Annotated in this window: 11 protein-coding genes and 1 CRISPR repeat array; all 11 genes read left to right on the forward strand. The window is 57.8% G+C overall.

Features of this window, described 5'->3' with window-relative positions:
• Positions 1 to 15: 15 nt before the first annotated feature.
• The 11 genes from kdsA to HQL65_11930 all read left to right on the forward strand — a co-directional run bounded on the left by kdsA (position 16) and on the right by HQL65_11930 (position 13002).
• Positions 16 to 855: a 3-deoxy-8-phosphooctulonate synthase gene (gene kdsA, locus HQL65_11880; GenBank protein ID MBF0136932.1), complete on the forward strand. Its 840-nt coding sequence runs from the start codon at positions 16 to 18 to the stop codon at positions 853 to 855.
• An 11-nt stretch (positions 856 to 866) separates the two neighbouring features.
• Positions 867 to 1970, forward strand: coding sequence for a glycine cleavage system aminomethyltransferase GcvT (gene gcvT / locus HQL65_11885; protein MBF0136933.1), 1104 nt, complete (start codon positions 867 to 869; stop codon positions 1968 to 1970).
• A gap of 27 nt (positions 1971 to 1997) precedes the next feature.
• Complete coding sequence (gene gcvPA, locus HQL65_11890; protein ID MBF0136934.1) at positions 1998 to 3356, forward strand: aminomethyl-transferring glycine dehydrogenase subunit GcvPA; 1359 nt, start codon at positions 1998 to 2000, stop codon at positions 3354 to 3356.
• Between the two features lie 138 nt (positions 3357 to 3494).
• On the forward strand, positions 3495 to 4952 hold the full coding sequence (gene gcvPB / locus HQL65_11895) for an aminomethyl-transferring glycine dehydrogenase subunit GcvPB (GenBank protein ID MBF0136935.1): 1458 nt from the start codon (positions 3495 to 3497) through the stop codon (positions 4950 to 4952).
• A 40-nt stretch (positions 4953 to 4992) separates the two neighbouring features.
• Positions 4993 to 6291, forward strand: a complete 1299-nt coding sequence (gene eno, locus HQL65_11900; GenBank protein MBF0136936.1) for a phosphopyruvate hydratase — start codon at positions 4993 to 4995, stop codon at positions 6289 to 6291.
• Positions 6292 to 6567: 276 nt separating this feature from the next.
• Positions 6568 to 7104: a MerR family transcriptional regulator gene (locus HQL65_11905; protein MBF0136937.1), complete on the forward strand. Its 537-nt coding sequence runs from the start codon at positions 6568 to 6570 to the stop codon at positions 7102 to 7104.
• A 474-nt stretch (positions 7105 to 7578) separates the two neighbouring features.
• Entirely contained in the window at positions 7579 to 7788 is a 210-nt protein-coding gene (locus HQL65_11910; GenBank protein MBF0136938.1) for a cold-shock protein, read from the forward strand.
• 230 nt (positions 7789 to 8018) lie between these two features.
• Positions 8019 to 8423 (forward strand): DUF302 domain-containing protein, encoded by a 405-nt coding sequence (locus tag HQL65_11915; protein MBF0136939.1) that lies wholly within the window; start codon positions 8019 to 8021, stop codon positions 8421 to 8423.
• Between the two features lie 117 nt (positions 8424 to 8540).
• On the forward strand, positions 8541 to 9497 hold the full coding sequence (locus HQL65_11920) for a DUF4351 domain-containing protein (protein ID MBF0136940.1): 957 nt from the start codon (positions 8541 to 8543) through the stop codon (positions 9495 to 9497).
• A 26-nt stretch (positions 9498 to 9523) separates the two neighbouring features.
• Positions 9524 to 12331, forward strand: coding sequence for a hypothetical protein (locus HQL65_11925; protein ID MBF0136941.1), 2808 nt, complete (start codon positions 9524 to 9526; stop codon positions 12329 to 12331).
• On the forward strand, positions 12328 to 13002 hold the full coding sequence (locus tag HQL65_11930) for a phosphoribosylformylglycinamidine synthase subunit PurQ (protein MBF0136942.1): 675 nt from the start codon (positions 12328 to 12330) through the stop codon (positions 13000 to 13002). Before HQL65_11925 ends, HQL65_11930 begins: the two co-directional genes overlap by 4 nt.
• A gap of 249 nt (positions 13003 to 13251) precedes the next feature.
• Positions 13252 to 14049: direct repeats of the CRISPR family, unit length 37 nt; unit sequence GTCTCAATCCCCTTAAAGGCGGGGCGATAACTGCAAG.
• Positions 14050 to 14218 lie beyond the last annotated feature (169 nt).

Here is a 14218-nt window from a genome sequence, read left to right on the forward strand (position 1 = left end):
CTCCGGAACCCAAAAATGGTCGCTGAAACAAGCCCCCGTAGCGTCGAGGTCGGCCCAGTCGTTTTTGGTCAACAACGGCCCCTGGTGATCATCGCCGGTCCGTGCGTGATCGAAGGACGGGATTTTGCCTTGCGTTGCGCCGCACAACTGCAAACAATCGCCGCTCGGCTCGGGATGCCCCTGGTCTATAAATCCTCCTTCGACAAGGCCAATCGCACCTCGACGCAGGGGTATCGGGGCGTTGGCCTGGACGAGGGCTTGCGCATTCTCCAGGACGTCCAAAATGCAACCGGTCTGCCGGTGGTGACCGACGTTCATGAATCCGGGCAAGCCAAAAGCGTTGCAAATGTGGTGGACATGTTGCAGACTCCGGCTTTTTTGTGCCGTCAGACCGATTTCATCCAGGCCGTGGCCGCCACAGGCCGCCCGGTCAACATCAAGAAAGGTCAGTTTCTGGCACCGGAAGACATGACGCGCGTCGCCGAAAAAGCGGCATCCACGGGAAATGACAAGTTGTTGTTGTGTGAAAGGGGGAGCATGTTCGGTTACCGCGATCTGGTCGTGGACATGCGCTCCCTGGCCATCATGGCCACTACGGGATATCCGGTGGTGTTTGACGCCACCCACTCGGTCCAACGACCAGGAGGAATGGGTCTGGCCTCCGGCGGCGACCGCCGTCACGTAGCACCCCTGGCCAGGGGTGCGGTGGCGGTCGGCGTGGCCGGCATCTTCCTGGAAACCCACCCCGATCCCGACCAGGCGCCGTGCGACGGTCCGAATATGGTACCGTTGGCGGATTTGGAACCGTTTTTGGCAAGCCTGAAGAGGCTGGATGACGTCCAAAAAAACATGTAAGGGGGAGCGCCATGCTTCGGCGAACACCGCTTTACGACCAGCATCTGGCCCGTGGGGCCAAAATGGTTGATTTTGCAGGTTGGGACATGCCTCTGCACTACGGATCCCAGGTGCGGGAACATCATGCCGTGCGCAGAAACTGCGGCGCGTTCGATGTCTCCCACATGGGCGTGGTGGACATCGGCGGTCCCGGGGCCACACCGTTTTTAAGCCACCTGCTGGCCAATGACGTGGCCCGCCTCGGCCCGTCCACCGATGGCAAGGCGCTCTACGGGGTCATGCTCAACGAGCAGGGCGGCGTGGTGGATGACCTGATCACCTACCGAACCGGTCCCGACACCTATCGTCTGGTCATCAATGCCGGCACCCGGAACAAGGATCTGGCCTGGATCCAGGCCAGGGCCGCAACCCATGCCGTCACCATTCGGGAACGCACCGATCTGGCCATGGTGGCCATCCAGGGACCCCGGGCACGCGAACTTGTGCCCCTCGCCCTGCCTCCTGTTCTGGCCAATCAGGTTTGCGGGCTGGGATCCTTCCGCTCCATGTATAACGGGGATATGTTCGTGGCCCGCACCGGCTATACCGGAGAAAATGGCTACGAAGTCATCCTGCCCCAAAGCGATGTCGTCCGGTTCTGGGAAACCCTCATGAGCGTTGGCGTCGTCCCCGTGGGACTGGGTGCCCGCGACACCCTGCGTCTGGAAGCCGGTCTCAATCTGTACGGCTCCGACATGAATGACACCACCAATCCCCTGGAAACCGGTCTGAGCTGGACCATCGCCTGGGAACCCGCCCAACGCGATTTCATGGGACGGACGGCCCTGGCCCCCCTGTGGGGCAAACCTCCCCCCTTCAAGCGCGTGGGATTGATCCTGGAAGGTCCCGGCGTCCTGCGCGATCATCAGGCCGTGGTCAGGGATGGCCAGCGGGTCGGCGAGGTGACCAGTGGCAGTTATTCACCGACCCTGGGGGCGGGAATTGCCCTGGCCCGGGTCGCACAAGACATTCGCGAAGGGGATACCTGTCAGGTGGAAATGCGGGGACGCACCCAACCCGCACGTGTGGTCAGACCACCTTTTGTGCGGGCCGGCAAACCGGTCCATGACGACTGAAAAGAGACTTTCGGGGGGAACCCAAACATGCCCTTCATTCCTCATACCGAAGCGGATCTGCGTGACATGCTGGCCGTTATCGGGGTCACGAATATCGACGCCCTGTTCGAGGAGATTCCCCAGGAATTGCGCCACGACAGCCGTGCCGATCTGCCTCCACCCCTGAATGAAATGGCCTTGCAGCGTCTCATGGAAGGCCGGGCAGCCCGGGATGGCTCCACGCTCTGTTTCACCGGGGCCGGGGCCTACCAGCACCATATTCCCGCCGCTGTCTGGGAGATTGCCACCCGGGGTGAGTTTTACAGCGCCTATACCCCCTATCAGGCGGAAGCCAGCCAGGGAACCCTGCAAACCCTGTACGAATTCCAGAGCATGATGGCCTCCCTGACCGGGATGGATGTCAGCAATGTCTCCCTCTACGATGGGGCCAGCGCCCTGGGCGAGGCCGTCCTGATGGCGGTACGGGCCAACCCGAACGGTTCCCGCCGCATCCTGCTGCCCACCACGGTCAACCCCCTCTACCGGGCCGTCACCCAGACCCTGGTCGAGGCACAGGGAATTGAACTGGTGGAGATTCCTTTTTGTGCCCAGGGCGGCCACATTGCCCCGGAAGTGCTGGCACCCCACGCCGCACAGCCCATCGCCGCCGTGGTGATGCAACAGCCCAACTTTTTCGGCACCCTGGAAGAGACCGATGTGCTGACCGATTGGGCACAGGCCCACGGTGCCCTGGTCATTGCCGTGGTCAACCCGGCATCCCTGGGCATGCTGTCCCCTCCCGGTGCCTGGGGCAGACAGGGGGCCGACATTGCCTGCGGCGACGGTCAACCCCTGGGGGCACCCCTCTCCTCCGGCGGTCCCTATTTCGGTTTTCTCTGCGGCAAGACGCCCATGCTGCGCCAAATGCCGGGGCGCATCGTCGGTCGTACCGTGGACCGGGAAGGAAAAAGCGGTTTTGTCCTGACCCTCCAGGCGCGGGAACAACACATCCGCCGCTCCCGGGCCACCTCCAACATTTGCTCCAACCAGGGCCTGATGACAGTCGCCGCCACCATCCACATGTCCCTGCTCGGACCGGAAGGCCTGCGGCGGGTGGGGCTGGCCTGCCATGCCAACCTGCGCACCCTCCTGCAACGCCTGGCCGCCATACCGGGCGTTGAGATTGTGTTCGACCGGCCCCGTTTTCACGAGGCTGTCGTGCGGCTGCCGCGTCCCGTGAACGATGTCCTGACGGCCCTTGCCCGCGAAGGCATTGCCGGCGGCTATCCCCTGACCCGGGATTTTCCCGCCCTGGGCGAAACCCTCCTGGTGTGTACCACCGAGGTCCAGACCCCGGAAGAAATTGAATATTTTGCAACCCGGTTGCAAGCCATACTGGAGATGTGACATGGCACATTCGACTGTTGCAAGAGATGGCTTGTGGTGCAAGCCGGTTGCCGGACGGAGATGCAACATGGCAATCCTGACTGCCACTGGAAATGGCGCATGGTGCAAGCCGGTTACCGGACAGCGTGGAGAGATGACATGGTGATTTTTGCCAAGAGTCGGCCCGGTCGTCACAATCCGGTCCAGATGCCTGCCCTGTCGGCACCCCTGGCCGACCTTGCCGACGATATTCCGGAACGCTTTCACCGGCGGGCGGCACCGCTCCTGCCGGAGGTATCGGAACTGGATGTCGTGCGCCATTATACGCGCCTTTCGCAGCTCAATTTTTCCATCGACACCCATTTCTATCCGCTGGGATCCTGTACCATGAAGTACAACCCCCGCGGTTGCCATGCCGTGGCCTCGCTGCCGGGTTTTCAAAAGCGGCATCCCCTGGCACCGGATGCCCACGGTCAAGGGGTCCTGGCCACCCTGTACGAACTCCAGGAAATGCTCGTGGAGATTACCGGCATGGCCGGGTGTTCCCTGACGCCCATGGCCGGGGCACAGGGGGAGTTTGCCGGGGTGGCCATGATCCGGGCGTATCACCTGGCCCGGGGCGATCAGGGTCGCACCGAATTTCTGGTCCCCAATGCCGCCCATGGCACCAATCCGGCCACGGCGAGCATGTGCGGCTTTACGGTGCGGGAAATTCCCACCGATGCCGAGGGGGATGTCGATCTGGAAGCCTTGCGCCAGGCCGTTGGTCCCCAGACAGCCGGTCTCATGCTGACCAATCCCTCCACACTCGGGGTCTTTGAGCGGCGGGTGGCCGACATTGCCCGGGTGGTGCATGCGGCGGGAGGGTTGCTCTACTATGATGGTGCCAATCTCAACGCCATTGTCGGTCGCGTGCGTCCCGGCGACATGGGCTTTGATGCCGTGCATCTGAATGTCCATAAAACCCTGGCCACCCCGCATGGCGGCGGCGGACCCGGTGCCGGACCTGTTCTGGCCAATGCCCGGCTGCTCCCTTTTCTGCCCATTCCCATGCTGGGAGAGGAAAATGGTCGCTACCGTCTTCTCGAAGAGCGCGACCGGCCACAATCCATCGGCAGGCTTTCCGCCTACATGGGCAATGTGGGCATTCTGCTGCGTGCCCATGCCTATCTGCGCCTGACGGGCAGTGCCGGCATCCGGCGCGTGGCCGAATATGCGACGCTCAACGCCAATTATCTCATGACCCGTCTGCGCGCCGCCGGGTTTACGGTCGCCTTTCCCAACCGGCGGGCAACCCATGAATTCATCCTGACCCTGCGCAACGAGGCCCATGATTGGGGCGTCACGACCCTGGATGTGGCCAAACGCCTGCTTGACTTTGGCTTTCATGCCCCAACCATCTACTTTCCGTTGCTGGTTCCAGAGTGTATGCTGATCGAACCGACGGAAACCGAGACCCGGGAAGAGCTGGACCGTTTTGTCGCCGCCATGACCGCCATCCGGCAGGAGGCCCAAACCGATCCGGAACGGGTACGCCGTGCCCCCCACAACACCCCGGTCAAACGCCTGGATGACACCCTGGCGGCACGCAAACCGGATCTGGTCTGGAAACCTTGATCTTTTTGATATCAACGACAGCATTGTGCAGGAGAAACGCATGAGTGGAATTATCGAAGTACGCGCCCGGGAAATCCTCGACTCCCGTGGCAACCCGACCGTCGAAGTGGACGTCCTGACCGAAGAGGGCTTCATGGGCCGGGCCGCCGTCCCCTCCGGTGCTTCGACCGGCAGCCGCGAGGCCGTGGAACTGCGTGACGGTGACAACAAACGCTACCTGGGCAAAGGGGTCCAGAAGGCGGTTCAATCCGTCAATACCGAGATTGCCAAGGAAATTGCCGATATGGAAGTCGGCGACCAGAATGCCGTCGATGCGGCCATGATCAAACTGGACGGCACGGAAAACAAATCCCGCCTGGGTGCCAATGCCATCCTGGGGGTCTCCATGGCCGTGGCCAAGGCCGCCGCCGAAGAGGCCGGTCTGCCCCTCTATCGCTACCTCGGCGGGGCCAATACCAAACTGATGCCGGTCCCCATGATGAACATCATCAACGGTGGTTCCCATGCGGACAACAACGTTGATATCCAGGAATTCATGATCATGCCCCTGACGGCCAAAACCATGGCCGATGCCGTGCGCATGGGTGCCGAGGTGTTCCATAACCTCAAAAAGGTTCTCAAGGGCAAAAATCTGAATACCGGCGTGGGTGACGAAGGCGGTTTCGCGCCCAACCTGGGATCCAATGAAGAGGCCCTGCAGGTCATCATGGAAGCCATCCAGAAAGCCGGCTATGAACCCGGCCTGAACAAGGATGTCGCCCTGGCCCTGGATTGCGCATCCTCCGAATTTTTCGACAGCAAAACCAAAAAGTACAACCTGGCCGGCGAAAACCGCTCCCTCGGCGTGGACGAACTCATCGAGTACTACAAGGGACTCTGTGACCGGTATCCCATCATCTCCATCGAGGATGGCTGTGATGAATCCGACTGGGACGGCTGGAAAAAACTGACCGATGTCCTGGGCAAGAGGGTGCAGTTGGTCGGCGACGACCTGTTCGTCACCAATCCCAAAATTCTTGCCGAAGGAATCAAGAAAAACATCGCCAACTCCATCCTGGTCAAAGTCAACCAGATCGGTACCCTGACCGAAACCCTGGATGCCGTACAAATGGCCCATCGCGCTGGTTACACCACGGTCATTTCCCATCGTTCCGGCGAGACCGAGGATTCCACCATCGCCGACATCGCCGTGGCCACCAATGCCGGCCAGATCAAAACCGGCTCCCTCAGCCGCTCCGACCGGATTGCCAAATACAATCAGCTCATCCGCATCGAGGAAGAACTGGGAAATTCGGCACAGTACCGGGGTCGTGAAGTGTTCTTCAATATCAACAAGTAAGCCTGCTTCTGTCCAACCAGGGACCCGCCCGGCAAGCTTCGGGCGGGTCTTTTTTTTCTTCCCGTCCAGACGATTGCTGATTATTATCTGTAACAATTTGATCCGATTTGTTACCAAATGGTTGCCTTGGACGCCTTTGATCAGCTTGGCAACGCCAATTTTCCAGAAGAAAGTTTAACAATTTTCATTTTATGGAAAATTTTTTCGTCAACGATCCCGTTTTTTTAGGCAACCTTGACTGAGAACGCAACAAAAGAATATTCCGGGAGAAGGTAGATGACGGCAAATGGCATGGAAATCGACGTGGCAGGTGTACCCACCTCGGAAAACGCCGATTCCACAACGACGTCCTCGGGCGACATGGTCAAGATTGGCGTGGTTGCCCAAAAACTCGGCATCTCCATTCGGACCATTCACATGTACGAGCGGGAAGGACTCTTCATCGCCTACAAAAATCGATCCGGAACCAGATATTTCAGCGACAGGGATGTGGAATGGCTTGTGGAGCTGCGCAAGCTGATCAAGTCCGGCATCAGCATTGCCGGTATCCGGCGTTTGATGTCCCTCATTCCTTGTTGGGAATCCCGTGGTTGCCATTTTACCGGCAAACAAAACTGTCCGGTGATCACCGACAATCTCGCTCCCTGTTGGGCCAACAAGGAAAATGAATGCGCCGAAAATGCCCAGGAGTGCCGAAAATGTGATGTCTATGGCCGGCGCTTTTGTATCAGCATGCTGAAGAGCTATGTCGATATTCGTTTCAAAAACAGTCAGATTCCAGATATTCCGTCACAAAATGGCCTGTATGCCTGAGCGGGTGGGTTTCCCTCTCCTTCCATGATCTTCGCGGTCCCACCATGGCTGCCGCCGCACGTTCTTTTCAGGAGCTAAACTCCTGTGGCGGCTTGCAAGACACCCTCAAATTGTTTCTCTGCCCTGCTGGCGTGATTGCCTGCCCCTGCCCCGCTGGCATGATCTGCCTGCCGCTGACCTGCTGGCATGACGACCATCCTGGATCGTCATGCGGTCAATTGATCCGAAAAAAACAGCTCCCTGCGCAAAAAAAAAAATTCCCGCATCATTCGGTCCGGCACCCTGGAAACTTGTTTATTATATATTTGATTATAAATGAAATTATTTAAAAGTTTCGCCTCAGGTTCACGCCGATCCAGCCCGGAATGGAAATCTTTTGCACCCGGGGTTCATTTTTTTTGTTATCTTTTCCAGTACGCTTATGTTATGAATGACCCAGTGCTTCCACTCAGAATCAAATGGAGATTTCATATCATGTCAGACCGGGAAACCGGAACCGTAAAATGGTTCAATGACAGCAAAGGGTTTGGATTTATCGAACGGGAACGCGGTGGGGATGTTTTCGTTCACCACTCAGCCATTCAGGTCCAAGGGTTTAAATCACTGGCCGAAGGTCAAAAAGTGGAGTTCAGTGTCGGCGAAGGGCCGAAAGGACCAAAAGCAGAGAACGTCATACCTATCTGAAGAAGTTCCAGCTCCGCCGCTCCGGGTTGCACCCGCGAGCGGCGGTGCATCTGCGCATTACCCGGTTGCCGCGCCTTGCCGTTCAAGAAATTCATCCTCGCTTCCTTGTGCCTTTGATCAGGCAATCGTGGCCGCCCTTCATATCTGACCTGTCCAAGCCATGCCCCGCTGCGCTGTCGAAGGTCCATGAAAAAATCTCCTCCTGGAGCAGATTGACAAGGAGAATCCCCATGAGCAATGGCAGTGAAATGGGATACGCCGTGATACGAAAAGCCTCTGGTGGATTTGACCAGGTGGTTGAGCGGACCCGTCAGGCCCTCGTCAATCAGGGTTTTGGGATCATGTCGGAGATTGATGTTTCCGCCGCCTTGAAAAAGCGCATCGGTGCCGACTACCCGCGCACGCTCATCCTGGGGGCCTGCAATCCGGCCCTGGCCCTGAGAGCCTTGCAGGCCGTCACCGACATCAGCGTCCTGATGCCCTGCAATGTGGTCATTCGGGAAAATCAGGGTGAGGTGGAAGTGGCTGCCATCGATACCATGGCCATGGCGCATCTGGCCAACAATCCCCAGTTCGACGAAATCGCCGGGGAAGTCGGTCATCTCCTCTCCCAGGCACTGGATGCCATTTCCTAGACTCTCCTGCAACAAGCCATGTCCGTTCGTGTTGCCTCCTGGCGACAACGGTCACCCTGCTGGTACATCGTCTGCTCCACGGTCAGCTCTTTTTTCCCACCAGATCCCGCACATTCGATGATTGCTCCACCTGATGAATTCGATGTGCCATGGAAAGATATCCTGGAAAATTATTTTCCGGAGTTTCTGGCATTTTTTTTGCCGGAAGCCTTCCAGGAGATCGATTGGAAACGCGGCTTTGTCTTCCTGGACAAGGAACTGGCCCGTATCACCCGTGCTGCAAAAATCGGTGATCGCCGAATGGACAAACTGGTCAAAGTATGGCGTCATGGCGATGACAAGGAACTCTGGATATTGATCCACATCGAAATCCAGGGCAATCGCAAACCGAATTTTGCCGAAGGCATGTATGTCTACCAGTACAGGGCCTATGACCTGTACCATAAACCAGTGGTCGGCTTGGCCGTATTGGCTGACGAGGAACCTGGTTGGAGACCTGCGGAATTTGGTTACGCCATGTGGGGCACCCAACAAAGCTATCGGTTTACCGCCATCAAGCTGTTGGACTATCAGGAAGCCGGGTTGGAAACGTCCACCAATCCGTTTGCCATCGTTGTTTTGGCACATTTGCGTGCCAAAAGAACCAGACACCAACCTGTGAAACGTTACCAGGTCAAATGGCACCTGATTCGTGGCCTGTATAGAAGCGGTTATGATCGTAAACAGGTGATAGATCTGTTTCGATTCATTGACTGGGTCCTCCATTTGCCGCCAGAACTTGACTATCGGTTGCAAACAAAAATCACCGCATTCGAGGAGAAGCAAAAAATGCCCTATATCTCAAGTGTGGAACGCATAAGTGAAAAAAAGGGGGAGAAAAAGGGGGAGAAAAAGGGAGAAAAAAAGGGGGGGGCTCAAATATTGACTCGCCTGTTGCAACGCCGTTTCGGCACACTACCAACATGGGCTGTGGAAAAAATCGCTCAGGCTGATTTGCCATCCCTGGAAGAGTGGAGCCTCCAAATATTGGAAGCCCAGTCCCTGGAAGCGGTTTTTACGGACAACGTGCCCTAACTTCAGCCCATATCAACGGACACTCCATGGCGTGCTACAAGATCACCATCCATCGTCGGGAACAGGGGCGTGCGGAGTCCGTCCAGTCTGGACCGGCAGCCTTTACCATCCCCTGTGACGAAACGACCACCGATTATTATCTGGAATTTGCCCGCGACCTTGCCATCGAGGAACGGGATTTTCTGGTGAACCTGCTCAGTCAGCCCCTGACCGAAACCGGGACCCATGACCAGCCGTTGCACAAGGGAGAGGGGTTTTTGATCCTCTATAAACGGGGGATCGTCGATAATCAAAATGATTCGTTGGTACAATTATGCCAGAGCCATGGCCTGCCCGCAGTGGCCGGCAAGGTGGGACGCACCTATCATGGCCGGGACCCGCAGTTGGAAAAGCGGCTGCGGCAAACGGTCTTCAATGCCCAGATTCAGGAAATTTTCGAGGCTGAACCGTATTTTGCCCATCTCTCCCCCCAGGGCAACCGGGAACCGGCCCGGACCTGGGATTTGCGCGGCATGACCGATACCGAACTGGCAACGGTCGGGGTGGCCGATGGCCGCAACCTTTCCCTGCCCCAGATGCAAAAAATCCAGGCCATGCAAGGTCGTCTGGGCCTGGCCTGTTTGACCGATTGCGTGCTGGAGGCCCTGGATGCCCGCTGGAGCGATCACTGTTTCCATACCACCTGGAAAAGTCTGGGCAATCTGCTGGGACGACTCTCCCAGACCACCCGGGAAATGCACCATCCCAACGTGGTCAGCGCCTTTGTGGACAATGCCGGAGTATGGGATTTTTATGCCGGCCACTGTTTGGTCATCAAGGCGGAAACCCATAACGGCCCAACCGCCCTGGCTCCCTATTTCGGGCAGTTGACCAAGCTGGGCGGCGTGTTGCGGGATATTCTGGGTACGGGTCAGGGGGCGGATCCCATTGGCTCTTTCGAATATACGGCCACGGGTCTGCTGGCCACGCCACCCGTTATTCCAGGCCGTCCCACGACCCGCCAGATTGCCCTGGAAACCATCGAAGCCATCAAGGAATACGGCAATACCTTCGGGGTGCCGATGATGTTGCCCCGCATGGATTTTCATCCCGATTATCGCGGCAAACCCTTTGCCCTGGGCGGATCCCTGGGCATCATGCCCCGCTCCCGCGCCTTGAAGGGACAACCACAGGCCGACGACCTGCTCCTGCTCATCGGCGGTTTGACCGGCAATGACGGCATCCATGGTGCCTCGGCCAGTTCTGCCGGGGCCAGTATGGACAACAGTGCCGTCCAGATCGGTTCCCCCCTGGAGCAGATCAAATTCCGGTACGCCATCCTCGAACTGCGGGATGCCGACTGTATCCGCGCCATCACCGATGTCGGGGGGGCCGGCCTCAACAGCGCCGTGGGTGAAATGGGAGAACCGGTCGGGGTCTGGGTCAATACAGCCCTGGTGCCCCTCAAAATTGCCGGTCTGGCCACCTGGCGCATCCTGCTTTCGGAATCCCAGGAACGCATGGTTCTGGCCATTCCGCCGGAAAAGCTGCCCCAATCGCAAGCCATTCTGGAGCGTCATCTGGTCCGGCATACGGTCATCGGGCGTTTTACCGGGACCGGGCGTTTTACCGTGATCCACGATCCGGAACTCGATGTGGCCCGGGTGGTGGCCACTCCTGGTCGGGCGTTGCCCCTTTCCGGCGAAGTGGGCATGGATCTCCCTTACAGCGAAATTGCCGACTCCCCCCTGCCGACTTTGACCATCCAACCCCCCCCCGATCTGGATCCTTCCACGGATCTCTGGCCACCTTGTCCGGGAGACCGACTGGCCGGGCATCTGGAGCGCATGCTGGCGGATTTGCGTCTGGCGGATCAATCCTTTGCCACGTCGCAATATGATTCGACCGTGCAGGGATGGACCTGGCAAGGCCCCACCTGTGGTACCCGCTTCCAGGTGCCGGCAACCTGTTGGGCAGGCGTTCCTCTGCCCGAGCAGCCTTGCGCGGCGGTGTTTGGTTTCTGGTTTGAACCCTGGCTTTTTGCTGCCCATCCCCAACGGGCTGCGCGTCAGGGTTTCCTGGCTTTGGTGCAAAAAATGGTTCTGGCCGGCTGTCGCATGGAAGATGTCGGCCTGTGCGATAATTTTTATACCCCGGATCGTCATCCGCACGGTCACTATTGGCTGGTGGCCATGGTCGAGGAGTTGGAACGACTTTCCCGGCGTTTCCGGATGCCGTTCATTTCCGGCAAGGACTCTTCGGCAGGGTCGGCCCGTCTGCCGGATGGGAGTCTGGTCCATGTTCCACCCGCTGTTTTTCTTTCTGCGGTCGGCAAGGTTCCGGACGTTGGACGCCTGCGGCCCAACTGCTGGACGACACCCGGCAACCTGCTCGTGCAGATTGGTTTGTCCACGCCGGCTCCGGCTGGGACCCTGTTTGCCCGGCTGGCAGGTCTGGAGAGCCGGGGCGTCGATCTCCTGGATATCGAAGCTGCCTTGCACTATCTGACAACCCTGGAGGCTGTGCCTGACGGTGTTTTACGCAGTGCTGTTCCCATTGAAGCCGGTGGTATTCTGGCCCGTGTGGCCTTGTCGGCCTTGGCCAGTGACCTGGGTGCGGACCTGGACCTGGCTCCAGATCAGGATGGGGGGCACCTGTTGCAGGAACATCGATGTGGTGCCCTGGTGGAAGTGGCTCCCGGGGATCTCCAGCGCCTGGACCCGCACCTGCATCCCGTGGTTTTGGGACGCATCACGGATCAGATTTATCGGGTCCGGGTTGGTGGGCAGATCGTTCTCACCTCGGCGGCCATCAATTTTTGGCAGAGAAGTTTCCAGGAGGGTCTTGCTTCATGATCCGCGTCAATATTGCTTTTTTCCCCGGAACCAACTCGCATCGGGAGGCGGCCCTGGCTTTTTCCCGGGCGGGGGCCACGCCGCATTTGACGTCCGTTCAGTCCGTCATGACCGGCCAGTCGCGTCTCGATGATGCCGACATCATCTGTCTGCCGGGGGGATTTTCCTATGGCGACCATGTGCGTTCCGGTCTTGTGGCGGCCCATACCTTGTTGGCACATGATCCTGGTTTGACCGACCGGTTGCGCCAAAAACCGGTCTTGTGCATCTGCAACGGTTTTCAGATTGCCATGGAACTGGGGCTTTTTGGTCGTGAGGTGGTTCTCGGGCGCAATATTCGGGGGACATTTTTGGACCGTCCCCGGCAACCCCATCAGGTTTTGGAGGGGCATGGCACCTTCTGGTTGCAGGGATTGGATGATGAAATTCTGCATTTTCCCTGTGCGCATGGCGAAGGCCGACTGATTTTTTCCAGGCATCAGCAAGACGATTGGCGACCTGTCCTGCGCTATCCCCGGGCAACCAATCCGGATGGTTCCCAGGAGGATATTGCCGGAATCACCAGCCGAAATGGTTTTGTCCTGGGCATGATGGACCATCCCGAACGGGCCTGGCGGGATGAAAAAAATATGACCATTTTTCGGAATGCCGTGGCCGCCGTGCGGAGTTGACTTTTGGTGAGCTGGTTGTATTGCACGCTTGGATCCCGGTTGGCTGATTCCCTGGATGTTTCAGCCAGCCGTATTTCCGTGGTGGTTTCGTGAGAGGTCGGTTGATACAGTCCCATCCCAAGTCATGTGTGTCTTGGGCATCAACTGCCATGATTAATATCTAAAATAATTCGTTTCTCAGGCCTGCATCAATTATTTATATTATTTTTTATGACAAATACAAACCATAGATTTACGCAGGGGCCATCCCCTCCAATCCCCTTAAAGGCGGGGCGATAACTAAAAGGATGCCGATCTGGGGTGCAGCAGGACCCTGGTGACGGCCGTCTCAATCCCCTTAAAGGCGGGGCGATAACTGCAAGATGCCAGAGAAGAATGGGAAAAAAGTCTCGAAATTACCGGAAGTCTCAATCCCCTTAAAGGCGGGGCGATAACTGCAAGCTGAAAAACTTTGACACGGCCCGGCATGAACCGCCTGTGACGTCTCAATCCCCTTAAAGGCGGGGCGATAACTGCAAGTTGCCACCATTGCCCAGGATGGCTGGCTGCCCGAACAGTCTCAATCCCCTTAAAGGCGGGGCGATAACTGCAAGATCCTGACCTGGTCAGGCTGCGGCCCTATTGGGAGGTCTCAATCCCCTTAAAGGCGGGGCGATAACTGCAAGCTTTCTCTGCCGAATGTTCGGGAACCGGCGGATTTCATGTCTCAATCCCCTTAAAGGCGGGGCGATAACTGCAAGAAGAGGAATTGGAGTGTGGCAGGTACGCGAGCATATCGGTCTCAATCCCCTTAAAGGCGGGGCGATAACTGCAAGGCAAGGTCATTTCGCAAGCTTGACGATGGGCACCTTGACATTGTCTCAATCCCCTTAAAGGCGGGGCGATAACTGCAAGTACGGGGCCTCAAATCGTCATAAACAAAGAAGACGTAGAGCCTGTCTCAATCCCCTTAAAGGCGGGGCGATAACTGCAAGCTGGCGGGCCAGGTGAGGTACCGATCACACCAGAGTGTCTCAATCCCCTTAAAGGCGGGGCGATAACTGCAAGGGCACCCTTTCCATCCTGTTGAGTACAGGGGGATTTTTGGTGCCATTTTCGTAACCTCTGTCGGATGAACCCCGATCTGGTCGGATGATCAGGTGCTGATTTTGATCTGTCACCAGAAAAACCATTTTTTTCAGAGTGTTACAGATTTCCGTAACCTGCCCGGAAAAAA

The sequence above is a fragment of the Magnetococcales bacterium genome (genome assembly GCA_015228935.1).
GTDB lineage: Bacteria > Pseudomonadota > Magnetococcia > Magnetococcales > DC0425bin3 > HA3dbin3.

Bases quoted from the DNA above. Each gene is read 5' to 3' on its own strand.
- gcvPA (MBF0136934.1), top strand. From the start codon at position 1,998: ATGCCCTTCATTCCTCATACCGAAGCGGATCTGCGTGACATGCTGGCC.
- gcvT (MBF0136933.1), top strand. From the start codon at position 867: ATGCTTCGGCGAACACCGCTTTACGACCAGCATCTGGCCCGTGGGGCC.
- HQL65_11925 (MBF0136941.1), top strand. From the start codon at position 9,524: ATGGCGTGCTACAAGATCACCATCCATCGTCGGGAACAGGGGCGTGCG.
- HQL65_11915 (MBF0136939.1), top strand. From the start codon at position 8,019: ATGAGCAATGGCAGTGAAATGGGATACGCCGTGATACGAAAAGCCTCT.
- HQL65_11910 (MBF0136938.1), top strand. From the start codon at position 7,579: ATGTCAGACCGGGAAACCGGAACCGTAAAATGGTTCAATGACAGCAAA.
- HQL65_11905 (MBF0136937.1), top strand. From the start codon at position 6,568: ATGACGGCAAATGGCATGGAAATCGACGTGGCAGGTGTACCCACCTCG.
- HQL65_11930 (MBF0136942.1), top strand. From the start codon at position 12,328: ATGATCCGCGTCAATATTGCTTTTTTCCCCGGAACCAACTCGCATCGG.
- gcvPB (MBF0136935.1), top strand. From the start codon at position 3,495: ATGGTGATTTTTGCCAAGAGTCGGCCCGGTCGTCACAATCCGGTCCAG.
- kdsA (MBF0136932.1), top strand. From the start codon at position 16: ATGGTCGCTGAAACAAGCCCCCGTAGCGTCGAGGTCGGCCCAGTCGTT.
- eno (MBF0136936.1), top strand. From the start codon at position 4,993: ATGAGTGGAATTATCGAAGTACGCGCCCGGGAAATCCTCGACTCCCGT.
- HQL65_11920 (MBF0136940.1), top strand. From the start codon at position 8,541: ATGATTGCTCCACCTGATGAATTCGATGTGCCATGGAAAGATATCCTG.